Annotated in this window: 23 protein-coding genes; 14 read left to right on the top strand and 9 right to left on the bottom strand. The window is 38.8% G+C overall.

Annotated elements, in window-relative coordinates:
* The first annotated feature begins 21 nt into the window (after positions 1-21).
* The 5 genes from LCM02_RS15100 to LCM02_RS15080 are packed head-to-tail and all read left to right on the top strand — an operon-like array spanning position 22 to position 4549.
* Entirely contained in the window at positions 22-1149 is a 1128-nt protein-coding gene (locus LCM02_RS15100; RefSeq protein ID WP_224931861.1) for a GTP cyclohydrolase, read from the top strand.
* Between the two features lie 55 nt (positions 1150-1204).
* Positions 1205-1933, top strand: a complete 729-nt coding sequence (locus LCM02_RS15095) for a 16S rRNA (uracil(1498)-N(3))-methyltransferase (RefSeq protein ID WP_224931858.1) — start codon at positions 1205-1207, stop codon at positions 1931-1933.
* Positions 1923-2597: a DUF4159 domain-containing protein gene (locus tag LCM02_RS15090; RefSeq protein WP_394369949.1), complete on the top strand. Its 675-nt coding sequence runs from the start codon at positions 1923-1925 to the stop codon at positions 2595-2597. Before LCM02_RS15095 ends, LCM02_RS15090 begins: the two co-directional genes overlap by 11 nt.
* 18 nt (positions 2598-2615) lie before the next feature.
* On the top strand, positions 2616-3527 hold the full coding sequence (locus LCM02_RS15085; protein ID WP_224931856.1) for a bile acid:sodium symporter family protein: 912 nt from the start codon (positions 2616-2618) through the stop codon (positions 3525-3527).
* Complete coding sequence (locus LCM02_RS15080; protein WP_224931854.1) at positions 3524-4549, top strand: lysophospholipid acyltransferase family protein; 1026 nt, start codon at positions 3524-3526, stop codon at positions 4547-4549. The genes LCM02_RS15085 and LCM02_RS15080 overlap by 4 nt, the downstream gene beginning before the upstream one ends.
* 10 nt (positions 4550-4559) lie before the next feature.
* Here the strand turns inward: LCM02_RS15080 and LCM02_RS15075 are convergent, their stop codons facing one another.
* The 5 genes from LCM02_RS15075 to LCM02_RS15055 form a co-directional block, all read right to left on the bottom strand.
* On the bottom strand, positions 4560-7466 hold the full coding sequence (locus tag LCM02_RS15075; RefSeq protein WP_224931852.1) for a glycoside hydrolase family 3 N-terminal domain-containing protein: 2907 nt from the start codon (positions 7464-7466) through the stop codon (positions 4560-4562).
* A 93-nt stretch (positions 7467-7559) separates the two neighbouring features.
* The gene (locus LCM02_RS15070; protein WP_224931850.1) at positions 7560-8045 is read right to left on the bottom strand and encodes an ABC transporter ATPase; all 486 of its coding nucleotides are present in this window, start codon (positions 8043-8045) and stop codon (positions 7560-7562) included.
* 2 nt (positions 8046-8047) lie between these two features.
* Positions 8048-8866 carry a 3'-5' exonuclease gene (locus LCM02_RS15065; RefSeq protein WP_224931848.1) on the bottom strand — a complete coding sequence of 273 codons (819 nt, stop codon included), beginning with the start codon at positions 8864-8866 and terminating at the stop codon, positions 8048-8050.
* 38 nt (positions 8867-8904) lie between these two features.
* Positions 8905-10245: a dihydrolipoamide acetyltransferase family protein gene (locus LCM02_RS15060; RefSeq protein WP_224931846.1), complete on the bottom strand. Its 1341-nt coding sequence runs from the start codon at positions 10243-10245 to the stop codon at positions 8905-8907.
* Positions 10246-10390: 145 nt separating this feature from the next.
* Entirely contained in the window at positions 10391-10978 is a 588-nt protein-coding gene (locus LCM02_RS15055) for a precorrin-2 dehydrogenase/sirohydrochlorin ferrochelatase family protein (RefSeq protein ID WP_224931844.1), read from the bottom strand.
* Between the two features lie 192 nt (positions 10979-11170).
* Between LCM02_RS15055 and LCM02_RS15050 the strand changes: the two genes are divergently transcribed.
* On the top strand, positions 11171-12784 hold the full coding sequence (locus LCM02_RS15050) for a thiamine pyrophosphate-dependent enzyme (protein WP_224931842.1): 1614 nt from the start codon (positions 11171-11173) through the stop codon (positions 12782-12784).
* Positions 12785-12793: 9 nt separating this feature from the next.
* Entirely contained in the window at positions 12794-13387 is a 594-nt protein-coding gene (locus tag LCM02_RS15045; protein WP_224931840.1) for an indolepyruvate oxidoreductase subunit beta, read from the top strand.
* On the opposite strand, the gene LCM02_RS15040 is transcribed toward LCM02_RS15045, so the two are convergent.
* Positions 13381-14598 carry an aminotransferase-like domain-containing protein gene (locus LCM02_RS15040; RefSeq protein WP_224931838.1) on the bottom strand — a complete coding sequence of 406 codons (1218 nt, stop codon included), beginning with the start codon at positions 14596-14598 and terminating at the stop codon, positions 13381-13383. The two genes, LCM02_RS15045 and LCM02_RS15040, sit on opposite strands and share 7 nt — an antisense overlap.
* 72 nt (positions 14599-14670) lie before the next feature.
* Here LCM02_RS15040 and LCM02_RS15035 point away from each other — a divergent pair, with 72 nt between their 5' ends.
* Positions 14671-16773 (top strand): acetate--CoA ligase family protein, encoded by a 2103-nt coding sequence (locus tag LCM02_RS15035; RefSeq protein WP_224931836.1) that lies wholly within the window; start codon positions 14671-14673, stop codon positions 16771-16773.
* An 8-nt stretch (positions 16774-16781) separates the two neighbouring features.
* Here LCM02_RS15035 and LCM02_RS15030 read toward each other — a convergent pair whose 3' ends face one another.
* Positions 16782-17903: a glycosyltransferase family 2 protein gene (locus tag LCM02_RS15030; RefSeq protein WP_224931834.1), complete on the bottom strand. Its 1122-nt coding sequence runs from the start codon at positions 17901-17903 to the stop codon at positions 16782-16784.
* A gap of 82 nt (positions 17904-17985) precedes the next feature.
* Between LCM02_RS15030 and LCM02_RS15025 the strand changes: the two genes are divergently transcribed.
* The 3 genes from LCM02_RS15025 (at position 17986) to LCM02_RS15015 (ending at position 21115) form a co-directional block, all read left to right on the top strand.
* Positions 17986-18456, top strand: a complete 471-nt coding sequence (locus tag LCM02_RS15025) for a hypothetical protein (protein ID WP_224931833.1) — start codon at positions 17986-17988, stop codon at positions 18454-18456.
* Positions 18457-18603: 147 nt separating this feature from the next.
* Complete coding sequence (locus tag LCM02_RS15020; RefSeq protein ID WP_224931831.1) at positions 18604-20247, top strand: AMP-binding protein; 1644 nt, start codon at positions 18604-18606, stop codon at positions 20245-20247.
* Positions 20248-20272: 25 nt separating this feature from the next.
* Positions 20273-21115 (top strand): SDR family NAD(P)-dependent oxidoreductase, encoded by an 843-nt coding sequence (locus tag LCM02_RS15015; protein ID WP_224931829.1) that lies wholly within the window; start codon positions 20273-20275, stop codon positions 21113-21115.
* Between the two features lie 26 nt (positions 21116-21141).
* On the opposite strand, the gene recR is transcribed toward LCM02_RS15015, so the two are convergent.
* A complete protein-coding gene (gene recR, locus LCM02_RS15010; protein WP_224932256.1) occupies positions 21142-21762 on the bottom strand; it encodes a recombination mediator RecR in 621 nt (206 codons plus the stop codon).
* 126 nt (positions 21763-21888) lie between these two features.
* Between recR and LCM02_RS15005 the strand changes: the two genes are divergently transcribed.
* From LCM02_RS15005 to LCM02_RS14995, 3 genes are all read left to right on the top strand, one after another.
* Positions 21889-23361 carry a sodium:solute symporter gene (locus LCM02_RS15005; protein ID WP_224931820.1) on the top strand — a complete coding sequence of 491 codons (1473 nt, stop codon included), beginning with the start codon at positions 21889-21891 and terminating at the stop codon, positions 23359-23361.
* A gap of 14 nt (positions 23362-23375) precedes the next feature.
* Positions 23376-24023 carry a pyridoxamine 5'-phosphate oxidase gene (pdxH, locus tag LCM02_RS15000; protein ID WP_224931818.1) on the top strand — a complete coding sequence of 216 codons (648 nt, stop codon included), beginning with the start codon at positions 23376-23378 and terminating at the stop codon, positions 24021-24023.
* A gap of 105 nt (positions 24024-24128) precedes the next feature.
* Positions 24129-24617 (top strand): SixA phosphatase family protein, encoded by a 489-nt coding sequence (locus LCM02_RS14995; protein WP_224931816.1) that lies wholly within the window; start codon positions 24129-24131, stop codon positions 24615-24617.
* An 18-nt stretch (positions 24618-24635) separates the two neighbouring features.
* Here the strand turns inward: LCM02_RS14995 and LCM02_RS14990 are convergent, their stop codons facing one another.
* Positions 24636-26273: a L,D-transpeptidase family protein gene (locus LCM02_RS14990; RefSeq protein ID WP_224931814.1), complete on the bottom strand. Its 1638-nt coding sequence runs from the start codon at positions 26271-26273 to the stop codon at positions 24636-24638.
* Positions 26274-26291 lie beyond the last annotated feature (18 nt).

The following is a 26291-nucleotide window of genomic DNA, read 5'->3' as shown; positions in this document are numbered from 1 at the left end:
GAAATCCACTAATTTTGCCGAATGATTCAAATTAAGGAGATTTCGACAAATCAGGAGCTCAAGGAATTTGTAAAATTCCCATTTAGATTATACAAGGGAAATCCCTACTGGGTACCGCCTATCATTAACCAGGAAGTAGCCAGTTTTGACAAAGCTACCAACCCTGTTTTTGAACATGCTGATGCTCGATTTTTTCTTGCGATGAAAGGTGAGGAGATCGTTGGAAGGGTAGCCGCAATTATCAATAATCTTGAAGTCAATCAGCAAAAAGTCAGACGAATGCGTTTTGGCTGGATCGATTTTATCGATGACCTGTCAGTGAGCAAGGCTTTACTTGATAAAGTTGAAGAAATAGGAAAAGAAGCGAACCTTGATTTTATTGAAGGGCCTCTTGGATTCTCTAATCTGGATAAGGTTGGGGTCCTTACGGAAGGATTTGATATTTTGAGTACCATGGTAACCTGGTATAATTATCCATACTATGCTGAACATTTTAAAAAACTAGGCCTGGTTCCAGGGCAAAAATTTCTGGAAACAAATTTCAAACTGGAAGACGTGGATATTGAAAAATATCAGAAATATGCCTCATTGATCAAAAGGAGGTATAAACTCAAGGCCATAAATTTCAAATCTTCAAAAGAGGTCCTGCCCTATGTTGAAGAAATGTTTGAACTTTTTAATACCTCTTATGCGAGATTATCTTCTTTTGTTCCGGTAAGCGACAAACAAATCGCTTATTTAAAAAAGAAGTTTATAAGTTTTGTAAATCCCGAATACATTAAGTTCATTGTTGATGAAAATGGTAAGCTTGTAACCTTTTCCATAACCATGCCTTCATTTGCCAGAGCACTCCAAAAGGCGAACGGAAAGTTGTTCCCGACAGGATTCCTTCATCTTTTGTATGCAAAAAAATACTCCAAGTCCTCTGTCTTTTTCCTCATCGGGATAGCTCCCGAATACCAGAAAAAGGGAGTTACAGCCATTGTATTTGACGAATTTTTTAAAACCTACAGTCAAAAGGGTGTTTCAAAAATGATTATCACACCTGAACTTGAGGAGAATAAAGACATTCAGCTCATCTGGAAAAATTTCAAACCCGAAATTCATAAAAGGAGATGTACCATGAGAAAGGACATCGCTAAAAAATGATCATTGATTGTAAAGTGAGGGGAATTAATTACTTTTAACACTCACTAGATTCCATATGCAATTATTTTATAGTCCTGACATATCCAATTCAGAGGAATACATAACTTTTTCAAAGGAAGAGAGCCGTCATATTGTAAAAGTTTTGCGAAAAAAAACTGGGGATCTGCTTCAGATCACAAATGGAAATGGCTTTTTATATTCAGTTGAAATCGAACAGGCTCATGACAAAAAATGTACGGGTCGAATTCGGAATTTTGAAGAAAAACCCCGAGAACGGCTCTATTATCTTCATGTTGCAATAGCGCCAACAAAGCTCAATGATCGAATGGAATGGTTTTTGGAAAAGGCCACTGAAATAGGAATTGACGAAATTACACCCATTCGCTGTGACCGATCAGAAAGAAAAGAAATTAAGCACGAACGCATGGAAAAAGTGATTATTTCAGCCATGAAGCAATCGCTTAAATTTAGGCTGCCCAAATTAAATCCCACAATGGGTTTTCGTGAATTTATAAAGAAATGCGACTGGGACCTGGGTTTGATTGCGCATTGTGAGGAAGGGGATAAAACAAACCTCAGGAATTTCTTACCTTTCAAAAAAAGAATTCTGATATTGATTGGCCCTGAAGGAGATTTTTCTCCCAGAGAAATAGAAGAGGCCCAGAAATTAGACATCAAACCTGTCAGTCTTGGAAAAAGCCGGTTAAGAACAGAAACCGCAGGGATTGTTGCCTGTCATACGGTTTCCGTTTTCAATGAAGAAGTATCAAATCATGAAGCTTAAGAACAACAAAAATCTGGTGCCCTTTCAACAGCTAAAGAATTTATTTCTGTTATTGATGATCTGTAATATCGGTTATGCCCAGGAAGTTGGAATTCTAAAATATGACGGAGGGGGAGACTGGTATGCAAACCCAACAGCAATCCCAAACTTAATACGGTTCTGCAATGAAAACATCCGAACCAATATTGATGAAAAACCGGACAATGTTGAACCTCAGAGCAAGGAATTATTCAATTATCCCATTGTCTTTCTGACAGGACATGGCAATGTGTATTTTTCCGAAGATGCAATCGATAATATAAGGAATTATCTTATTTCTGGCGGGTTTCTTCATATTTCTGACAATTATGGTCTGGACAGTTATATTCGCAGGGAGATGAAAAAAGTTTTTCCTGAAATTGAATTCATTGAAATTCCTTTTGATCATGCTATTTATCATCAATCTTACGATTTTGAGGGTCTTCCAAAGATTCATGAACATGATAAAAAACCAGCCAGGGGCTATGGACTGTTTTATGAAGGAAGGCTCATTTGTTTTTATGATTACGAAAGTGATCTCAGCGATGGATGGGAAGATGAATCCGTTCATAATGACCCCCCTGAAGTCAGGTTAAAAGCCCTTCAGATGGGTGCTAACATTATTTCCTTCGCCTTCAAAAACTAGTTCCTTAAAAATATTTCAATGATAAACTCCATAGACAGCATTCAGATTCATTTTAATTCAGATAATTTGTGGGTGGTGAACCTGACGCTTTCTCTGGTGATGTTCGGGGTGGCACTGGACATAAAAGTTTCGGATTTTACGAATCTTTTAAAATCGCCCAAACCGGTTATCGTCGGTGTTATTTCACAGTTTATATTGATTCCCCTGGTTACATTCTTAATGATTATTTTAATAAACCCTTACCCAAGTGTGGCCTTGGGAATGGTCATGGTTGCAGCATGTCCGGGTGGAAATATTTCGAACTTCATGACTAAATTAGCAGGTGGAAATGCCGCCTTATCTGTGAGCCTTACGGCTTTTGCATCGCTTGCGGCCCTTATCATGACACCATTAAATTTTGCAATTTGGGGAAGTTTTTACGCGCCAACAAAGGAAATCCTAAAATCTGTTCAGGTCTCCCCCACTGAAGTGGCTCGCTTTGTCCTTCTGATACTTGGAATTCCACTGATCCTTGGTATGGTTATTAAGAATTATCATCCAAATTTCGCTTCCAAAGCCTCCAGGGTATTAAAGCCCGTTTCTATAATCATATTCCTGTCCTTTATCGCAGGAGCCTTTTACAATAACCTGGATATTTTTATGGAACACATTCATTATGTTTTCTTTTTAGTCATTGCGCATAACACTCTTTTGCTGCTTACAGGATTTTATTTCGCCAGGCTGAACAAACTTTCTTATCTTGATCAGAAAACCCTCAGCATTGAAACCGGGATACAGAATTCCGGATTGGGGCTTCTGCTCGTATTTAGTTTTTTTGACGGGCTTGGAGGGATGGCTTTGCTTGTGGCCTTCTGGGCAATATGGGATATTGCCTCGGGACTTTTGATTGCTTATTTTTGGTCCGAAAAAACGGTTAAAGATAAAAGATGAAGAAACTCTGGTATCTTTTTGTAAAGTTCTATATTCGAACTGGCTTTGCTTTTTATTTCAAAAGAGTACTGGTCTCAGGTAAAGAAAATGTACCAAAAGATAAAGCTATCCTGTTTGTTGCCAATCATCAAAATGCCCTGATAGACCCCCTTTTGATCGGGTCAGTTTCTCCACGTGAATTAAATTTTTTAACGCGTGCAGATGTATTTAACAAAAAACTGGTCAGATGGCTGCTGTCTACTGTGAACATGCTTCCTATTTACAGGATCAAAGACGGGCTCAACAGTCTTTCAAGGAATGAAGAAGTATTTGAGAAATGTTATAAAATTTTAAACAACAAAGGGACGGTACTCATTTTTCCCGAAGGAAATCACAATATTCAAAGAAGACTAAGAATTTTAAGCAAAGGGTTCACCCGAATTATTTTTGGCACCTTAAAGACCAATCCGGACCTGGAAATTGTTGTTGTGCCCATTGGGATTAATTATTCAAACGCCAAGAAATATGCCAGCAGTGTTCACCTGATTTTTGGCGAACCCATCATCGTCAATGATCATCATAAAGAAACGGCTTTAAACGGGGCATCGTCTGAGTTGAAAACAGATGTAAGCAATGCCATGAAAAAGCTCATTACCCACATTGAAAATACCGAACATCATGATAAAATAACGGCTAAATTCAAAGAGGATGAATTTCTGCATCCCAACGAGGTAAATCAAAAGATTAGTGAATTGCATCATGAAGAGGAAATAGAAAGATCTGTTGAAAGTGATTTTCACCTGCTAAAACCTTTGATCCAGGTGAATAGCTTTTTCCCCTTACTGATATGGCGAAAGTTTTATCCCAAAATCGCAGAAGAAGAATTTATTGCGACATACCGGTTTTCAATGGGTATCACAATTTTTCCCTTATTTTATCTTTTCCAGGCCTTAGTTATATCCCTTCTTCTTGGAAGCACTGCCGCCTATTTTTACCTGATGTTCAGTTTTGTGGTCGTATTTCTATATGTAAAATCCCGTTAGGCCTTGTTTATTAATCCATGATGGATTCCTGGATCAAACCCTGGACAACCGTTCTTATATCAGCATCTCCGAGCTTATTGTTTTCACGAGTTGGATACACTCTGTTAGAAAGGAATACATAAACGATTCCAGAATCCGGATCTGCAAAAGTATAGGTACCGGTATAACCACTATGCCCAAAACTTTTAAAGGAAACGCAGCCGCATGTGGCCATAGATTCATCCAATTGAGGCTTGTCAAACCCTAAGCCCCTTCTCACTCCCTTTTCCTCGAAATACCTTCTGTTGAACTTGTCAAAAGATTCCGGTTTGAAGTAACTCTTCCCTCCATAGTAACCCTTTTGAAGATACATCTGCATCATTTTCGCCACATCATTGGAATTTCCAAACAGTCCGGCATTTCCACTAACGCCACCCATCATGGCCGCACCTTCGTCATGTACGTTACCATGAAGCAATTGATGCCTGAAGAAGGAATCATCTTCGGTGGGTACAATAGTCGATTTCGGTATCTTATTCAAGGGGTTGTATACCAGGGTGGTAGCCCCGAGAGGTTTGTAAAAATAGTTCGCATTCAATTCATCCAGAGATTGGCCATAAGCCTTTTCCAGATAATCCTTAAAAAGATAAAATGGTAAACCACTGTACTTATATTCCAGCTCCTCCCTTTGTGGTGCCTCAGCAATCAGTTTATAAATGGTGTCTCGGTAATCGGTTCTTAAAAAGAGGTTTTCAGCAACCTTAATACTGTATTTAGAGGAAGGTTTCGAACTGAAATATTTCTCCATGGGGGTATTATCATCCCCCTCAACCATGGTCTCATAATATGGGATATAGGGTTTGAGCTTTGCATAATGAGACAAGGCTTCCCGCACCGTTACGGTATCCTTGTTACTTCCTTTCAATACGGGCATCAACTCCCCTAATGGTGAATCAAGATCAAATTTACCATCTTCTTCTGCCTTAATGATCATGGGAAGACCTCCCAGGATCTTGGTTACAGAGGCTAAATCATAAACACTGTTATTGTCTACCTTTTTTTTTTGATCGTAGGTATAGTAACCGTAACTCTCTCTAAATACCACCTTACCGTGACGTGCAACTAAAACATGAAGCCCGGGAGCCATGGCCGAATCGATGACCATTGCAGCAACAGAATCAATTTTTTTCAGTTTCGACCTGTCGAGACCTACATCCTCGGGAATGGAATATCCCAGACGGTCTATGGAAGATAATTGAAGGCCATAGCCATACTTAAATTCATCCTTGATGTTTACCGGGAGCATTCCCTTGATATCAAGTGCTCCAAAAATCATCTGGGCCGATAGGTCCTGAGCCAAAGCTGTGTTTTGATACGAAACGATGATTCCGTCAATATGTTCATAAGACTCCAGCTTAAGCAAGCTATACGGGCTGGCAAACACATTCAAAATAACCTTGTGCTTTTCGGCTATTCCTTCAAGAAGGGCAAGTTCATCGTCTGCTATCTTATAATTTGCATAGGCTCCTAAACTGGTATGAAACCCAACAATAACAGTTTCATAGTTTTTTAACTTATTCAAATACTCAGAAAGGCTTCTTGCCGTGATCACATCTACTTTTGTATAATCATTTAATCGTTTAACAAAAGTCCGGTTGTTATGTTTACCGATCTTGATATAGGCTACTCTGTTCTTTTCGAGATCGCTTACGGGAAGTACCTCGTTTTTATTCTGAACCAAGGTAATCGAACTTTCCACGAGCCTGCGGTTCATCAGGTCATCCTCAATTGTATTGAGGTCCTTCATGAGATTATCGGTTGCAATTGGTTGATAATTGTTCAATCCAGCCCTGTACTTTGTTTTCAGTATCTTTCTGACGGACTCATCCAGTCTTTCTTTTGTCAGTGCGCCTTTTGAATAGGCTTTTTTAAAGAGTTCTATCGATTTTGCAACTTCAAGTGGCACGTCAAGGAGATCATTTCCGGCAAGAATCGCCTGCAGGTTAATTTCTTCTGAGGATGCGAAGTTTGTCGAACCTTTCATATTCAATGCATCCGTAACGACTAACCCCTTAAATCCCATTTCTTCTTTCAACAATCCTGTAATGATGTTGTGAGACAAAGAAGAGGGCAGCGATTCATTTGGTTCCAGGGCAGGTACGCTAAGGTGCCCTACCATGGCTGCTCCAATTCCTTCTTTAAAAATTTCGCGGTAGGGATAGAGCTCAACAGAATCCAGTCTGGCTCTGTCATGATTGACGGAAGGTAATGTTTTGTGTGAGTCCTGTGAGGTGTCCCCATGACCCGGAAAATGTTTGGCACATGCCATGATATTCTCACTTTGTATCCCTTTCATAAAGGCAACTGCCTTCCTCGTTACGTTCTGCACATCTTCTCCGTAGGACCTGTTTCCAATCACAGGATTTAACGGGTTCGTATTTACATCAACCACAGGAGCAAAATTAATATGTACTCCTTCTCTTTTCATATGCTTTCCCATTTGCTTTCCCATATCATAGAGCAGACGATTATCTCTTATGGCCCCCAAAGCCATGTTATACGGAAAAGCTACCGTGTTTTTTAGCCGCATCCTTAGCCCCCATTCTCCGTCAATCCCAATCAACAGCGGAATTTTTGAAAGAGCTTGATAGCGATTTGTAAGTTCCACCTGTTTTACCGCCTGGTCCTGAAAGAAAATCAAGGCACCAATATGATGTTTGGTGATCAGGTCACTTATGAATTTTTCGTGGGCCTCATCTTTATTACTGTAAGCGGCCACCATGAACAACTGGCCAATTTTCTGCTCAACACTCATGGTTTTCATGATACTATCAACCCACTGATCCTGAGCAATACTATCTTTCGTTTTTAAAGGATCTGTCTGAGCCTGGAGGGTCAGACCAACAATCAAAGCAAGGAACACCATGATCTTATTCATAAAGCACGTTTTAAGATGAAATATTCGTAGTTAACTTATCCGGATTTCTGAAAAATCTTTCAAAAAAAATAAGTTGCTGCAAATTAAAAAAGATTAGTTAAAATATCGGCTGTGCCAGCTTTTATTTGCAGGTACCTCCCAGGAATTTTCTAACTGTCCTTTGTTTTGAACCATGTTGTTAAAAACCAGGGTATCCGGCTTGATCTTATCTTCCTGAACAAATCGTTGAAAATCAGAAAGGGAGACTATATTGATATGGTCTCCATTTCGAAATGCCGTGTTTAATTTATTTAGCAGTTCCACCTGGAACTGTTGTTCGAAGTTCTTAAAAACGTGCGTGGAAGCATCAATGGAACAACCCGATACCTGCGTAAAGTTCTCATCAACTGCCAGGATGATAAAATGATCATACCTGATATCAAATGAAGCCTTGAGGTCATCACCATGTCGGGTCCAATCCTCTACAAAAGATCTCAACTGGTTCGAAACAGCATCAAGTTCCTGATCAGTAAAAGCCCTGTTAGACTGATAAATCCATATTCTTGCATCCGGCCCAAGCGTATCAAAATCTACAAACATGATTAAATTTTTTTATTGAATTTATTTTGAAGGTCCTCCAGCGTATTGATTTGCTTTTTTACGGACATTCGTTCTTTAACATCAGTTAAAATCTTTTTCGTATACAAGGGAAAATCTGCATTTTGCATCCAGCTGTAATATCCCGGATTCTCCCTGAAAACATCCTTGACCTTTCTCCCCTTGTACTTTCCAAAAGAGAATATTTCTTCTGACTCCTGATCAAATAGAATAAACCCTGCAAAATCAGCTCTCTTCTGATGTGAGGAATAGTTACTTAAAAAATCAACATCGGCCTCAATATCTTCATATTTCTCAATCTGTGCCTCAAGTATTTCAAAGGTTGCAAGTGTGTCGGCCTCCGCCGAGTGGGCATTATCCAGCGTTTTACCACAATAAAATTCATATCCTGCACTTAAATTCCGCTGTTCTTTTTTGTGAAAAATGACCTGCACATCAATGGCCTTCCTGTCTTCCATGTCAAAATTCACATTCGCTCTGAGCATTTCCTCGGCAAGCAGCGGAATATCAAATCTGTTGGAATTAAATCCGGCAAGGTCACAACCCTCGATCATAGTACTTATTTTTGGAGCCAGTTCAGAAAACTTCGGTTCGGTTACAACCCTTTCATTGGTAATACCATGAATATCCGATGCTTCTTTTGGAATTTCAATCTCTGGATTTACTAGTTTGGTCCAACTCTCCTTATTTCCGTTGGGGTATACCTTTAAAACGGAAATCTCCACGATCCGATCTGTTGCAATCTGAATTCCAGTCGTCTCAAGATCAAAAAAAACAATTGGTCTTTCTAATTTAATGTTCATCTGAATGATGTAAAATTGATATTAATGTTAAAGGTTGGCTAGAATCCTGCGTTCTGATCCCAGGCTTCAAGATAATCCCCGACTCTTTTCGCAAACATACTTCCCAGTGCTCCATTGACTACCCTATGATCGTAGGAATGTGATAGGATCATTTTATGCCTGATACCTATCAAATCCCCTTCCGGAGTTTCAATTACTGCAGGTATTTTTCTTATTGAACCCAATGCCAGGATGCCTACCTGGGGTTGATTTATTATTGGAGTTCCCATGATACTTCCAAAAGAACCAACATTAGTCACGGTAAATGTTCCTCCCTGAATATCATCAGGGTTGAGCTTACCTCCTCGCGCTCTGACCGCAAGGTCGTTCACAACCTTGGTCATGCCCACAAGATTCAATTGATCTGCCTTTTTAATTACCGGAACGATCAGGTTTCCATCCGGCAAAGCTGCAGCCATTCCAAGATTGATATCCTTATATTTGATCACCTTGTCTCCGTCTACCGAGATATTCATCATTGGGAAATCTCTGATAGCTTTTGCGACAGCCTCCATAAAAATCGGCGTGTAGGTAATTTTTTCTCCTTCTCGTTTAAAAAATTCATCCTTAATACGCTCCCTCCACTTCACAATGTTGGTAACGTCTACCTCCACAAAACTTTGAACATGAGCTGAAGTTCTCAAAGAATCCACCATGTGCTTGGAAATTAGTTTCCCCATGCGTGTCATTTCTATAACTTCATCTCCTAGTACAGGCTGAACAGGTGACGGAGGCCTTGTACTGGCCTTCGCCGGTTCAGGTGTCGCAGTTTTAATGCCTGGCTCGGCAGTTTCAGGAGCCTGCTGTTTGCCATTTTTCAGATAAGCCAGAATATCATTTTTTGTTACTCGGTTATCCTTACCGCTTCCCTGGATAGATTCGAGCTCTTGAAGACTTATGCCTTCCTTTTTTGCTATATTACGTACCAGTGGAGAATAAAATTTTCCCGAAGGAGAACTCATATCAACTGAAACGGGAGCTGGCTCTTCAATTTTTTCTTTTACTTTCTCTACCGTTGGAAGATCCTCCGGCAATTCCATCTCTTTTTCTTCTGTTTTTTCCGATTCTTTCGGTACGACCTCACCTGAAGAAACATCTCCATCGGTCTCTATCACTGCAATTACCTGGCCTACCCCAACTACATCATCCACCTCAAAAAATCGTTCCAGCAACACACCTTCTACCTCACTGGGAACCTCAGAATCAACCTTATCTGTCGCAATTTCAACAATCGGTTCATCCATTTCTATGGTATCTCCCACCTCTTTGAGCCATGAAGTTATCGTTGCCTCAGCAACACTCTCGCCCATTTTTGGTAATTTCAACTCAAATTTTGACATTTACTGGTAATTTTTGAGGCAAATTTAGTAAATAAAAAAGATAAAATTTAGGAGTTTTTAACTAGATAAATATTTTCTAAATTAAATTCAATCAAAATGAAAAATTTTTACGAATTCCGCATCCATTTCATACAGCTCAGAATTCTCAGGAATCCTTCTTCATCCTGATCATTTCCTTGGTCAGGTCATTAAGTTTTGAGACTTTGTCTTCAAAATCACCTTTAATTGTTTTTCGGTAAGCATTAAGATTCTCTACGAGTTCATTGATGTTTTCAGGCAGTATTTCCTCGAAAAACTGCCTTAACCTTTTGGCAGCCGTCGGAGATTTTCCGTTGGTTGAAATGGCAATTTTTACATTCCCCTTTGTAACGATTCCTCCCATATAAAAATCGCAATATTTAGGATTATCCGCCAGATTTACCAGAATATTCTCCTCCTTACAATCACGGTGGACTTCAAGATTTACTTCCAAATTGTCCGTAGTTGCAATAACTATCTGTTTACCCTTCAAAAAACTTTTTTTGTAGGCTGATTTTATCAACTCAACCTCATATCCTTCTGCCAGCGCAATTACTTCGGGAATATAATCCTTGGAGACCATCGTCACCCTGGCACTTGGACTGGATTTCAATAAAAAGGTCAATTTTTCCAGCCCTACATTCCCTCCTCCAACAATCAGAACATCCAAGGATGCAACTTTTAAAAAGACAGGATAAAGTTCATTTCGTTCCAAAACTCTGAGATTTATTTAAATACTTTATTTGAAAAAAATCCAACCAAGGAACAAAAATACTTGATTTTATCAAACACTTTATCAACTGGATTCATATTTAATTAAGATTTTCAAACAACCATGATGAAAATCATAAAATTTAGCACACGTAACTTATACATTTACTTTTCAAAAGATTTATATCATCTATCAATGAAAAATTTAGTTCTTGGCAATGAAGCGCTGGCTCAAGGTGCTATAGATGCTGGTATTTCCGGGGTTTATGCCTATCCGGGCACACCTTCAACGGAAATAACAGAGTATATTCAAAATTCTAAAATTGCAAAAGAACTTGGTTTACATGCTACCTGGTCCGTAAATGAAAAAACAGCCATGGAAGCTGCTCTGGGAATGTCCTATTGTGGTAAAAGAGCGCTAACCGTCATGAAACATGTTGGACTGAATGTTGCGTCTGACGTATTTATGAACATGGCGGTTTCAGGAATAAATGGAGGTCTGGTTGTCGTAGTAGCGGATGACCCATCAATGCATTCTTCACAAAACGAGCAAGATTCGAGGTTCTACGGGAAGTTTGCAAAGGTCCCTATCCTTGAACCCTCTAATCAGCAGGAAGCCTATAACATGATGCATTATGCTTTTGATCTTTCAGAAGAATTGCAGCTTCCAGTTCTCTTGCGCCTGGTAACGCGCTTATCCCACTCGAAATCCGGAGTGATTTTCAAAGAAAGAAGATGCCAGAACGGAATTCAATTACCGGTTAATACCGATCGCTTTGCTTTGATTCCTGCCAACGCCAAAAAGCAATACAAAAAACTGGTAAATAAAGGAGACCTCTTACTAAAGGCCTCTGAAAAATCTCCATGGAACAAATTGGGACAGCACAAAGACAGGTCTCTTGGAATAGTTGCTTGTGGTATTGGCTATAATTATGTCATGGAAAATCTGGCTGATGATCTTGAATTTTTCTCTTTGCTCAAAATCTCACAATACCCGATTCCTAAGAAAAAGCTTAAAAAACTTTATAAGGATTGTGACGAAGTACTCGTAGTTGAGGAAGGATATCCGCTTGTAGAAGAGATACTTAGTGATTATTTTGGCAATTCAAGAAAGATTACCGGAAAACTTACAGGGCACCTTCCGGAAACAGGAGAATTGACACCAAACCTTGTTGCCAAGGCCATAGGACTATACAGAAAGGAACCCATACCGGTATCCGAACTTGTTGTTGGTCGCCCTCCTCAACTCTGTGAAGGATGCGGACATATTGATCTCTTCAAGGTCATTCAGGAATTGATTCCTTCAATTGGTCAAAAAAAGGTTTTTGGAGATATCGGATGTTACGCTCTGGGAGCCCTGGCGCCAATGAATACGATCAATACACTCATTGACATGGGCGCATCTATTACAATGGCCAAAGGAGGCGCAGATGCAGGACTTGATCATGCCATTGCAGTAATAGGTGATTCAACCTTTACACATTCCGGAATGACAGGATTATTGGAAGCCGTCAATGACAATTCTCCCATCACGGTCGTAATTTCAGATAATTCTGCCGTAGCCATGACAGGCGCACAGGAATCATCCGCAACAGGAAGACTCAAAGAAATTTGTCTGGGATTAGGAGTCCATGCCGATCACCTAAAACAAATCGTTCCACTAAAGAAAAACTTTGAATCGAATGTAGAGATACTCAAAAAAGAAATCAAATATAAAGGTGTCTCGGTTATCATATCGGAAAGGCCCTGCGTTAGATTAAGCAGGGAAAGCAAAGAACAGATTAAACAAAAATTAGCCTCTCTTAACTAAAACCTAATTATGACCTTCAATATTATCTTATCAGGAGTAGGAGGACAAGGGATCCTCACCCTGGCTTCAATTATCGACATCGCTGCACTTAATGACAATTTATTTGTTAAACAGTCTGAGGTTCATGGCATGAGCCAGCGCGGAGGCGCGGTTCAATGTCACATCAGGATAGCTGATAAACAGATCTATTCTGATCTTATACCGGAAGGAGAAACTGACCTGATTCTCTCCGCCGAACCTATGGAATTATTAAGACACATTCCTTCTTTAAGGAAAAAGGGCTGGATCATTACCGACTCAAGTACTTTTGAAAACATTGTGAACTACCCTGACAAACACGAACTTTACAAGCAAATCAAAACACACTGGCATCATATGATCATCAATGCCAAAAGCTGTGCAAAAGATCTTGGAAATTCAAAAATCTGCAACATGGTTCTTCTGGGAGCCGCTTCTTCAAAATTACCTGTCAAAGAAGAAAAAATTGAAGCAGCAATCAATTACTTCTTTAGAGAAAAAAGCGAAAAAGTTCGCCAAAAGAATATAGAAGCCTTCAGGCTTGGGCAGAAAAAAGCAAAAGATTTTACAGAATTTGTTTACTGAAACTGAACTGTTTTCGGTTCCATATGTTTTTTGATGACTTTAGAGAGCAATTTAATTCCTTTTCCAATATCTCGCTTTGGCATATTGGAGAAGGAAAGCCTTATATGATCGTCTCTGACATTATTGGGATCAAAAGTCCTTCCGGTAACAAATACCACACCCTTTTTCAGACAATCATTAAAAACAGGAGTTGCTCTTAAAGGAGCAGGTAATTTGAGCCACACATAGAAACCTCCTTTTGGCTCTATCCAGCTAATCTCAGCTGGCATGTATTGTTTTAAGTTTCTTTGGAGAATTTCTTTTCTTTCCGTGTATTCTTTTCTAAGAAATACCAAATATTTTTCAAGATAACCCTTGGAAACAAATTCATTTGCAAGGATCTGAGTGAAATTTGAGGTACAGGCATCCTGTGCCTGTTTAATTGATTCTGCTTTTTCAAAAATTTCAGGGGAGGCAACCATATATCCAAGTCTAAATCCCGGACCCAGAATCTTTGAAAATGAACCCGTGTAAATTACCTCAACATCCGGTGAGGCCATGGCCTTTATTGATCCGGTCAAGGGCTTATATTCATCTTTGAAATAGAGATCTCCATAAGCATCGTCCTCAATTAAAATGATATCCGTCCCTGACAATACTTCAAGTAGTTGTTTTCTTCTTTCCTGAGAATAAATAATTCCTGCAGGATTGTGAAAATTTGGAGTTATATATAAAAATTTAGGTTTTGTTTTCTGCTGGGAAATAACTTCCCTGAGCTTATCGATTATTATTCCATTTTCATCAATTGGAACGCTCACCATTTTTGCCCCAAAGGTTTCAAAAACCGAAATGGCCCCCACAAAACAGGGATTCTCTGTTAAAATAAGGTCTCCTTCATTCACAAATTCCTGTGTGATAATACTTATAGCCTGTAAAGAGCCTGTAGTAATTAGAATTTTATCTTTTCCTGATTGCATCCCTTTCCCTAGCATCATTCTATGAAGAGAGCTCACCAATGGAGGATACCCTGTTGTTGGGCCGTATTGAAAACAAAGTTTCTTTATGTCATCGCTTAAATTATTGTATATCTCATCAATTTCCTTAATGGGAAAAAGATCGTTATTAGGCATTCCTCCTGCAAAAGAAATCAATCCGCTTCGCGAGGATTGTTTCATCAATTGCTTAATATCTTCGGAATGCATCGAATTGACCGATCTTGAGAATTCATACATCGCTTAGAACTTACATTAGGCTATTCAAAGTAAGGACTTTTTACAACGAAAAGAATTGATAAATGTCAGTTTATGACTACTTTTTTATACGTATTTTACATAAAACTTTTTGGCCTTACCATGTTACATTCAAAACTTATCAATCCGTCAAGTATTGCCGTCATCGGAGGGTCTGAACATATTGATCATATAGGAGGAAGCGTGCTAAAAAACCTTATAGATCAACCTTTTCCCGGAGACCTTTTTGTGGTAAACCCAAAAAAGAAAATCGTTCAGGGAATCAGAGCATTCTCAGATGTAACAGAATTACCTCAAACTGATCTGGCAATTTTTGCAATTCCGGCATCAGAAATACTGTCTTCCGTATTGGAACTCGTTGAGCGTAAAGGCACCAAAGGGTTTATGATCTACTCGGCCGGATTTGCAGAACTCAATGAAGAAGGAAAAAAAATGGAACTGGAAATCACTAAAGTGATTGATGAAGCAGGTGGAAGTCTTCTAGGACCGAATAATATAGGGATGATCAATGAAAATTTTGCCGGAATTTTTACACGACCCGTCCCAAAAATAACAAAATACGGGGCCGATTTTATTTCTGCCTCGGGTGCAACGGCCGTATTTACCATTGAAGCCGCACAACAGATCGGATTATCCTTTTCCGGGCTCTACACGGTTGGAAACAGTGCCCAGATAGGCGTGGAAGAAATACTGGAATATTTGGATATCTCTTATACCCCGAAAGAAAGCAGCAGGGTAAAATTACTCTATATAGAAGGCCTGAAACATCCTGAAAAACTTTTAAAACATGCGCTGTCATTAAAAAAGAAAGGCTGTACCCTGGTAGCCCTGAAAGCCGGCAAAACAAGAAAAGGCCAGCATGCAGCAGCTTCGCATACAGGGGCAATGGCAAATCCCGAAGTTTTTATTCAAGCCCTGTTTAAGAAGGCAGGAATTGTAGTTTGTGAGAGCAGGTATGAGCTGGTAACCATCGGGGCGATTCTTCAACCTTTAAAATCTGTTCCTAAAAGTATTGGCATCATAACCCATGCAGGGGGGCCAGCTGTAATTTTAACGGATGTATTGACCCAAAACAACCTTTTAGTACCTGACCTTTCAGAAGAGCACAAAAATAACCTGGCTTCAATGCTTTATCCAGGGGCAGCTACCGGTAATCCCATTGATATGTTAGCCACGGGCAATGCGGATCAACTTAGAGAAGTTGTCAAATATTGTGAAAATGAGGTCAAAGATATTGATGCCATCGCAGTGATCTTTGGCAGCCCTGGCCTGGGTAGCGTGAAAAAACCCTACGAGGTCATTCATGAAATGAGGTCTCAATGCAAAAAACCCATTTTTGCGATTATGCCTTCAGTGGTCAACGTCAAAAAAGAAATCCAGTTCTTTATTGAAAAAGGGAATATTGCTTTTTATGATGAGTATTTGTTTGGCTCCTGTCTATCTCGAATTGCGGGAGTTGATTTCTTCGATTCCCAGGAATCAGCTGCCAAAAAAAATGAATTCAGGGCTGTTTCTTCTTTGATTGCATCAGAAAAAAAAGGATTTCTTGCCCCGGAGGCATGTTTTAAGGTTCTGTCAGTAATAGGTATACCTGCTGCCAAGCAACATATAGTGCGCTCGAAATCAGAACTTGAAAATTGCTGTGAAGTGATTAATTTTCCGGTTGCGCAGAAGATAATTGGCCCTTTGCACAAAACGGATGAAAAAGGTGTTATTCTCAATGTAAGAAACAAGCAGGAGCTTTTTGAAAATTTTTCTTCACTGATGAAGATCAATGCAGCAGAAGGGGTTTTGATTCAGGAAATGGTCGACGGAAAAGAGGTTTTTGTGGGCGCCAAAAGAGAAGAAGGGTTTCCTCCCCTGATCATGTGCGGCGCTGGGGGAATATATGTGGAAGCATTAAATGACCGTACTCAGTCCCTCGCACCTATTGACAACATAGAAGCCGGAAAAATGATTGAATCGTTGCGGATTTTTCCTATTCTTAACGGGCTTCGGGGTGAAGCGCCTTGTAACCTGGAAGCGTTCCGTAAATCGATTGAGCTGGTCTCAGATCTGATGCTTCAAAACCCTCAAATCACGGAACTGGATTTAAACCCCCTTATTCTTAATGAAAAAGGCATAACGGCTGTTGATGCCCGGATCATGACAGAATAGATTTCTCTTTATAATTGCACTACCTCACCCCTACGATCAGAATAATCACTACCGAGATAATAACTTCGATCCTTCGAGAGAAATCTTTTCTTTATGACTGAAAACTCTGGATTTCCAATATGTTCAATAACCTCTGAATAGCCTAAGCTCTTGGAATCAAAAAAAACAAAGTCATAATCATGTGGCTGGAAATCAATATCCTTTATAAATGCACTCTTTAGAGGTTTTATTGTATCTACCAACCGCGCATAGCAGTCCTTATCTTTTCCAATAAGCACAAAAGATTTGATTTCGGAGGTCTGTTTCGTTTTCTTGGGAACCCCAATTGAATTTACCGAAATAATACCTTTGATAAAAAGGTCAATGGGTTTATAAAGCCATTTCTTTTCTGGAAAATGTTTTCTGTAAAATATACTTAGGGCCCCATAAAAATTCTTCAAATACATCTGGTCCTTTACGGTACTCTCTCCCTTAAAATGCAGAACTCTGGTGTTACCCAGATAAAAATTTCTATAACCTGATTTGAGAATCCTGTAACTCAAATCGATATCATCGCCATACATAAAAAAATCCTCATCGAAACCACCAACCTCATCATAAACACTTTTTTTGATAAACATAAACGCCCCGGTCAGTATATCAATTTCAGCAATTTCATCTCGTTCAATATGATTGGAATAATAAAGTTTTGAGTAACCCAGTAATTTGGTTCCTGCAACTTTCAAAGTGGGAAAATTTCGCTTGCTTTCAGGAAGGTATTTTCCTGACCCATCAATAAACTGTGGCCCCCCTGCGCCAAAATCTTCCTGCTTTTCGGCAAAAGAATAGAACTCTGATATTGTATTCGATTTAAGAATTGTATCCGGGTTCAAAATCAAAACATATTTCCCCTTGGCAATTTTTACACCTAAGTTATTCGCTTTGGAAAATCCTATATTCTCTTTGTTTTCAATCCAGGAAACCCCTTGAAATTCCTCCCTCAGCATGTCACAACTACCATCGGTGGAATTATTGTCCACAACAATGATCTCAACCTGATTTTTTATATCTGATTCAAGTAAACTTTCAATACAATTCTTTAAGAAGTATCGGGCGTTAAAATTGACAATGATAACTGAGACGCTGATCAAGGACAGGTATTTTTGACGCAAAAATAGGACAAATTCCCATTTACTCAAGACATAGCTTTATATTTGTGATATATTCGATCCGATGAAATCAGCTACAGTCAGAGAATTAAAAAAGGAATTGCAGGAGAGGTCCCCAAAGGAAATTCTTGAGCTTTGTTTACGACTTTCCCGGTTTAAGAAAGAAAATAAGGAATTACTCACCTATTTGCTTTTCGAAATAGAAGATGAGGAAGGTTATATAGAAAGCGTAAAAGAGGAAATTGATGAAAAATTCGATCGTGTGAATCGCAAGAGCCCCTATTTTGTCAAAAAAAGTATTCGTTCCATATTGAATCTTACAAAAAAATATATTCGTTATTCCCAGAATAAAGAAACGGAACTTGAATTGCTATTGTACTTTTGCCATAAGCTAAAATACTTCCAGCCCTCCATAAAATACAACCGGAAAGTTTTAACCCTTTATAACCGATTAAAGGAAGATTGCAGAAAAAAAATCGGATTGCTTCATGAGGACCTTCAGTATGATTTTATTCGCGAGCTTGAAAGGCTTTAGATTGATACGTATCAAAATATTTCATGATCTCGATCATTGGTGATAAATTGCTCATAAATTATCTTTATTGTTACGATATAATCTTTGCGGCTCAATCGATACTTCTTTCCAAGTATCTTGAATTAAAAGGATTATTAACAGTAAATCATGACAATCTTAGATTATTTTCTGTCCTGGGAAGAGCAAACACCAAATAACATATTCCTCAGGCAACCAAAAGATGCTGACTGGAAGAACTATTCATGGAAATACTGCGGAATTAAAGCCCGTCAACTTCTGGCTGCCTTAAAAGCTCAAGGATTTGAAAAAGGCGATCGAATTTCAATATTATCTGCAAATTGTGCAGAATGGATCATTTGTGACCTGGCACTTATGATGGGAGGCTATATTTCGGTGCCATTGTATGCAAATATCAATGCGGCATCGATGAAAAAAATCTTGAAAGATTCAGGTTGTAAAGCTATAATTACAGGTAAACTGAATCCTGAAGACTGGTTACTTCAAAAAGAGGTGATAGGAAAAGAAATGAAGGTTATGTCAATGGATGGGCATGATCGAAAAGGGTGTGTCTTATGGTCAGAATTTTGCCAGAGCTACCCTATACCTGAGCCGATTGAAATTAGTTGTGAAGATACAATGACAATTATTTACACTTCCGGAACCACTGGTGACCCCAAAGGAGTTGTTCATACATTTGGTTCTGTAATAACCGCCGTCAAGGTAGCTTCAGATGAAGTGGGATTGAACCAAAAAGGTAACAAATTCGTTTCTTATCTTCCCCTTAGTCATGCGGCAGAAAGGGGACTTATTGAATGCGGAGGCATTTACTGTGGCGGGACGATATCCTTTGTTGAATCCCTGGAGTCATTCTCGAAAAATATTCAAGACACACAGCCTACTCATTTTTTTGGTGTACCAAGAATATGGGAAAAGTTTCAAATTAAAATTTTAGAAAAAATACCGCAAAACCGAATGGATATTTTATTGAATATTCCGTTTATCAACAAAATCTTGATCAAAAAAATAAAAACTTCTCTCGGATTGTCAAATGCAGAGATAATTCTTTCAGGTGCAGCACCTCTTGCACCTGATATTATACGGTGGTTCATGAAGTTAGAAATCAATATCCGTGAAGCTTATGGAATGAGCGAAAATTTTAACGTGATCTCGATGAATCCGGCAGGAGCAATCAAAATTGGTTCAGTTGGCAAATTATTCCCCGGACAGGAAGTAATCATTGATAAGCGAACAAATGAGATTAAACAGAAATGCAGTTGGCTGATGAAAGGCTACTACAGGAATCCAAAACAAACCGCGGAAACAATTGTTCATGATTACCTGTTAACGGGAGATATGGGTGAGCTTACTGAAGACGGATATTTAAAAATTACAGGACGTGTAAAAGATATTTTTAAAACAACAAAAGGTGAATATATTTCCCCATCCCTTCTTGAAATTCCTTTTTTAGAATTAAAAATTATCGAACAGGTATGCATAATGGGAACCTTCTATCCTCAACCTTTTGTGCTCATTTCGTTGTCACATCTGGCTAAAACACTTTCAAAAAACGAAATTGTAAAGAGTCTTGAAAAAGTATTAAACCAGCAAAATGAAGGGGTGATGGAATATCAGCGACTTAAGAAAGTCATCGTATCGAAAAATCCCTGGACCATTGAAAATGGTCTTTTGACCCCAACGTTAAAACTAAAAAGAAGCTTAATCTCCAAAAAATATGAAAGGAAATTAAAGGATATCTATAACAATGATGAATTGGTTTCCTGGGAAAAATAAAGAAAACTTAAATTTCTGCTAAAAAATGGATAAAAATTCACCCTTTTTAAACAAAGTTATTTGGATAACCGGAGCATCTTCTGGAATAGGAGAGGCACTAAGTTATGAGTTTTCAAAAAGAGGTGCCTTTCTTATCCTATCCTCACGGTCTGAATCCAAGCTCTTAGAGGTGAAGAAAAATCTTCCTTTAAATAAGGATAAAGCCAAAGTATTGCCTCTTGATTTAGAACAATTGAATGAATTAGTAAAAAAGGTAGAAAAAGCACTTTCTTTTTTTGGTAAAATAGATTTCTTTATCAGTAATGCAGGGGTTGCTGTGAAAGATTTTGCCTTAAATACTCCTTTGGAAATTGATGTTAAACTAATGAATATTAATTATTTTTCTTCAATTTTGATTTCTAAAGCCTTACTCCCTCATTTTATAAAAAGAAATGCAGGGCATATTGTTGTAACAAGCAGTTTGTCCGGGAAATACGGAGTACCCAAAATTGCCTCTTACGCCGCATCCAAACATGCCCTTCATGGGTTTTATGAAACGCTAAGAAGTGAAATCGTAAACTATAATATCTTTCTGTCAATTATTATCCCTGGAATAATTAAAACTGAAATCACTGCTCATGCTTTAACCGGCAGTGGTAACAAATTCGGAAAAATTGATAAAACTTTTCAAACTGCCTATCCCGTTGATAAAGCCGCAACTAAAATTGCAGATGCAGTGATGAAGAGAAAAGAATCTGCATTTATTGGAGGATCAGAAGGAGTAACCCTATTTCTAAACAGGTTATCCCCCTGGTTATTAAGAAGATTCATACGAAATCATCCCTTAAAAAAAATGAGGCAATTAAAGAGAGCTATCGGCCTTAATTAACTATTCTTTTAAGGGCAGTTATTTCATTAAAGCCCCTTTAAACTACTGGCAAACGGAACCCTGTTAATGATACTTCTCCCCAGGGTAACCTCATCGGCATATTCGATCTCATCACCCACCGAAATACCTCTGGCAATCGTGGTAAGCTTTAGTTCATACTTTTGCAGTTGCCTGTAGATATAAAAATTTGTGGTATCACCTTCCATGGTGGAACTCAGTGCCAGAATAATCTCCCTAACCCCACCCTTATCGACTTTTTCTATCAGGTTATCAATCGTTAGATTATGAGGACCAACCCCTTCAATCGGGGAAATCTTTCCTCCAAGCACGTGATAAAGTCCTTTGAACTGAGATGTATTTTCAATGGCCATAACGTCTCTTATATCCTCAACCACGCAAATAACTTCAGGATCTCTTCGGCTGCTGCTGCAAATTTCGCACAGATCAACATCTGAAATATTATGACAATTTCTACACAATTTGATCCCTTCTCTAAAATCAAGTAAGGCTTTTGAAAGATATTGAGTCCGTTCCCTGGGCTGCTTTAAAAGATGCAATACAAGTCTTAGAGCGGTTCTTTTGCCAATTCCCGGCAACTGCGCCACTTCGTCAACTGCGTTTTGTAATAATTTTGAAGAAAAATCCATTAGGCAAATGTAAGCTTTTTTCACTTTTTAAGTAGTTTTTTTTCATTGGACTCGCGTCTTAATTAAAGTTGAATATGCCTTTTTATCAAAGAAAAATCTGCTATTTTTGCTCATTAAATTCTAAGAATGTCGCCCCTGCTTTTATTGTGTGTCATCCTGCTTTATTTCGGATTACTTTTGGGAGTCACCTATTTCACTTCCTCTGATGACAGCAACATGACTTTTTTCAAGGCCAACCAGAATTCTCCCTGGTATGTGGTGGCATTTGGTATGATAGGAGCTTCACTGTCAGGGGTCACTTTTATTTCTGTTCCGGGATGGGTAGATTCGACAAAGTTCAGTTATCTGCAAATTGTTATTGGTTATTTTCTTGGCTATCTGGTAATTGCCTATGTTTTATTGCCGCTTTATTACAAAATGAACCTTATCTCAATCTATGAGTACCTCAAGATACGGTTTGGAAATGGCAGTCATAAAACCGGGGCATTTTTCTTTTTACTTTCAAGGATACTTATTGCCTCATTCAGGCTCTTTCTGGTGGCCTCTGTTTTACAGTATTTTGTCCTGGATGCCCTTGGTGTAAGGTTTGAAATTACGGTTGTTCTTTCAGTGATGTTCATTTGGCTTTATTCCTTTCGGGGAGGTATAAAAACCATCGTATGGACGGATACACTTCAAACTTTTTTTATGCTGGCCGCAGTTGTCACAGCCACCTTTATGATTTTGGACCAGCTGTCCTTCTCTCTCAGCGATTTTGTAGCAACAGACCAATACAAAAGATACAGTAAAACCATTTTTACCGAGGATATTCGTCAAAAAAGTCACTGGTTCAAATCGCTGCTTGGCGGAATGTTCATTGCCATCGCCATGACCGGCCTGGATCAGGACAATATGCAGAAAAACTTAACCTGTAAAAACTTAAAAGACGCACAAAAAAATATGGTTTCCCTGGGCTTTGTGCTTATTCCCGTGAATTTAATCTTTCTGTTTTTAGGGACCCTGCTATTTACCTATGCGAACCAATTTCAGGTAGAAATTCCAAAGGTCAATGGCAGCGTAAAAACAGACCTTTTGTTTCCTGAAATAGCCCTGAACCAGGAACTGGGCATAGGATTTGGCCTCGTATTTATCCTTGGACTTATTGCCGCGGCTTATTCAAGTGCAGACAGTGCCTTGACCTCTTTAACCACCTCTTTTAGCATTGATTTTTTAAATATCGAATCCAGAACCAAAAACAAGAAAAAGATAAGGAAACTGATCCACCTTCTTTTCTCAGGGCTCCTGATACTGATCATCATCGCCTATGAATATATTCTTGAAGATAATGTGATCAGCAGCCTTTTACTTGTATCTTCTTATACCTACGGGCCTTTGTTGGGCTTGTTTTCTTTTGGCCTTTTCACCAGGTTCATGGTTAGAGAAAACTGGGTATGGTTGATTTCTGTATTATCCATTATCCTGAGCTATTTATTAAATGAATATGCTGAAATGTTATTTGATGGCTATCAGTTTGGATATGAAATTTTATTGGTAAACGGCCTATTCACATTTATTGGCTTGTTTCTGATTCGACAAAAAAGGGTTCAAAGTAAAATTTAGCTTATTTTTGAAGTATGGAAAAAGACCTTAGTCATTATAGAAAAAGTTACGAAAGGAATCCATTGATACGTGAGGATGTACCGGAGAATCCCATGGAGTTATTTCAAAAATGGTTTCATGAAGCCGATGATTTTGACGGGCTTGAAGAAGCCAATGCCATGAGTGTATCAACGATCGGGCTTGATGGATTTCCAAAAACCAGAATCGTTCTTCTCAAGAAAATAACATGGGAAGGTTTTATATTCTTTACAAATTACAACAGTGAAAAAGGTAAGGCCATACAGGCCAATCCCAAGGTTTGCCTGAATTTTTTCTGGCATGGCCTGGAAAGGCAGATCATTATCAAAGGTAAAGTTGAAAAAATCGCTTCAAACCTCTCGGATGGTTATTTTGAATCAAGGCCCGACGGTAGCAAACTTGGAGCAATAGCCTCAGATCAAAGTGAAGAGATCGATTCCAGAGCCTCTCTAGATGCGAAACTAAAAGAAATAGAGGAGAAATATAAGGACAAAGAAATACTGAGGCCTGAATACTGGGGTGGTTATATTGTAAAACCCAGCTCCATTGAATTTTGGCAGGGTCGACCCAATAGGATGCATGACAGAATACTTTATTCTTTACAAGAAGATTTTAGTTGGAAAAAATCTCGTTTGCAGCCTTGATCATGAATCAGATTCATCAGAATGAAAAAAAATATTTCAATTATTTGCTCGTTCCTTAATTTGATTATACTTTTATCTCATTGATCATTATTGTGATTTGAAAAAATGAAAACACTGTTCATTGTTCGTCATGCCAAGTCCTCTTGGAAATATGAAGGAATCAAAGATATCGATCGCCCTTTGAAAAAAAGAGGCATCAATGATGCTTATCTTATCTCCAAACAACTTCAGAAAAAAATTGAAACCCCTTCTGTATTTGTTTCCAGCTGTGCCAACAGGGCATTACACACAGCCATGATTTTTAGCTATTCATTCAACTATCCATTGGCCAACCTTAAGATTAGCAAATCGCTTTACAGCTTTAGCGATGGTTATTTGATTAAAACGGTCAAAGCACTGGATGACGGTTTTGACTCGGCTATTATTTTCAGTCATGATCACGGAATCAGTGATTTTGTGAACAAGTTTGGCAGCAAAGTTATTGATCACGTGCCCACCTGTGGAGTCGTTGCGATTGAATTCGACACCAAGCACTGGAAAAATATTAAAGACGGTAAAACTTTATTTACCGAATTTCCAAGATATTATAAATAGGAATTTTTGAATTTTACATCAATTCGCTTTTTCAAAGTGAAAAGGTTTCTTCATCGCTTTAGCGATGTCCTTATCCCTTTTATATACATCTTTCATAAACATGAGATTGTTATCCTGATCCACCGCGGCGGTTAAATAGATCAGATAGATATTGATGGGTTCCGGCAAAGTTATGGTTGTCGTTTCTCCAGACTTTAAGATCTCATTGATCTTATCCATGTTCCAGACTTCCGGATCATCCATCAGACTCATCAACAGACCCCATTTATCTTCTGTTCTGATACATCCATGGCTAAAGGCTCTATCCTGTTGGTTAAACAAACCTCTGGACGGCGTGTCGTGCAGGTATACCGCATATTTATTGGGGAACATAAATTTAACCTCCCCCAGGGCATTCCAGGGACCCGCTTTTTGTCGGATGATAAAGGGAAAATTTCCGGCCGAATACTGGCTCCAGTCTATTGAGGAATGATCAATTACCTTTCCATTTCTATCCATGACCTCCATATGCTTCGCCGATAAATATCCGGGATCTTTCTTTAATCGGGGTAACGTTTCATGGGTCGCTATGGAATAAGGAAGGGTCCAGGTAGGGTTCATGACAATATACTTCATGACTCCCTTGAAAACCGGTGTTTCTTTATGGTATTTACCAACAATAACTCTGGAATCGAACACTTCCTTTTTGTTCGTAATCCTCTTAACATGGAATCCTGCAATATTTACAATTAAGAAATCCTCGTCGAATTCCTGCAGGATCCATCTGGTTCTTTCAAGATTTAGAATAAGGTTTTCGATCCGTTTTTCAATGGGAACCTGCATCTGTTCAATTGTACCTTTTCCTATTATTCCATCACTTGTGAGCCGATGCCTCCACTGAAATTTCTTAACAGCCTCCTCCAGTTCCTCGTCAAAAACTTCAGAATTCTCTGATTCAAGGTCCTTCAGGTCTCCAACCGCAGTAAGGTACTTTCTGATTTCCGGGATGCGTGAAGAAGTATCACCCGGTTTTAAAGTTTCTCCCTCGCTAACCATGGGCCAGCCACCGGTTTCTGCTTCGTTTCTCAGTTTCTTGAGATGAAACTTCATCAATTTATACATGTAATGCTTGGGTTTCAAATCTTCCAGAACAGTTTTGATATTCCTGTTGTGAAGGGTGGCTGTTAAGAGACTATCAGGATTCGAAGGCCCTTCATTTCTTTCAACGTCCCATTTTTTTCGAATTTCAGATTGATCAAGTTTTCCATCAAGTAAATGAGAAGCATAAATGATCAAAGCATCTGTCATTAACAGATCAAGATCTGCCATCTCTTCCCTGCTAAGACTGGAGTGGTCAGATTTCATTATCAACCCCTCAATTCTCTCAAGATGATAATCTTTTGGCATGAGCCCTTCATCAAAAGATGCCTTCAAACTCTCGATAAGGTCATTTCTGTTCTTTGCATCCCTCCAGGCAGGTTTAAAAGCTCTGTTACTGTAAAATCTTGGCAGCTCAACCTGCGAAAACAATTCGATCCCGTCCACCGCAACAATATCTTCCTCTTGGGGCTGAACCTTGTTTTCGATCCATTGTTCAACAGAAATATTCTGAGAATTAAGGCTCAATAATGGCAAAAAAATCAAGTAAATCCAAATTCTAGAGAAAAGCTTTTGCATAATAAGTTGGTTGAGTTC

Origin of the sequence: Lutimonas saemankumensis (genome assembly GCF_020171465.1) — a bacterium.
Lineage (GTDB): Bacteria > Bacteroidota > Bacteroidia > Flavobacteriales > Flavobacteriaceae > Lutimonas > Lutimonas saemankumensis.
Note: the sequence above shows the minus strand (reverse complement) of the source record. Positions and strands in the feature narration are given on the sequence as shown.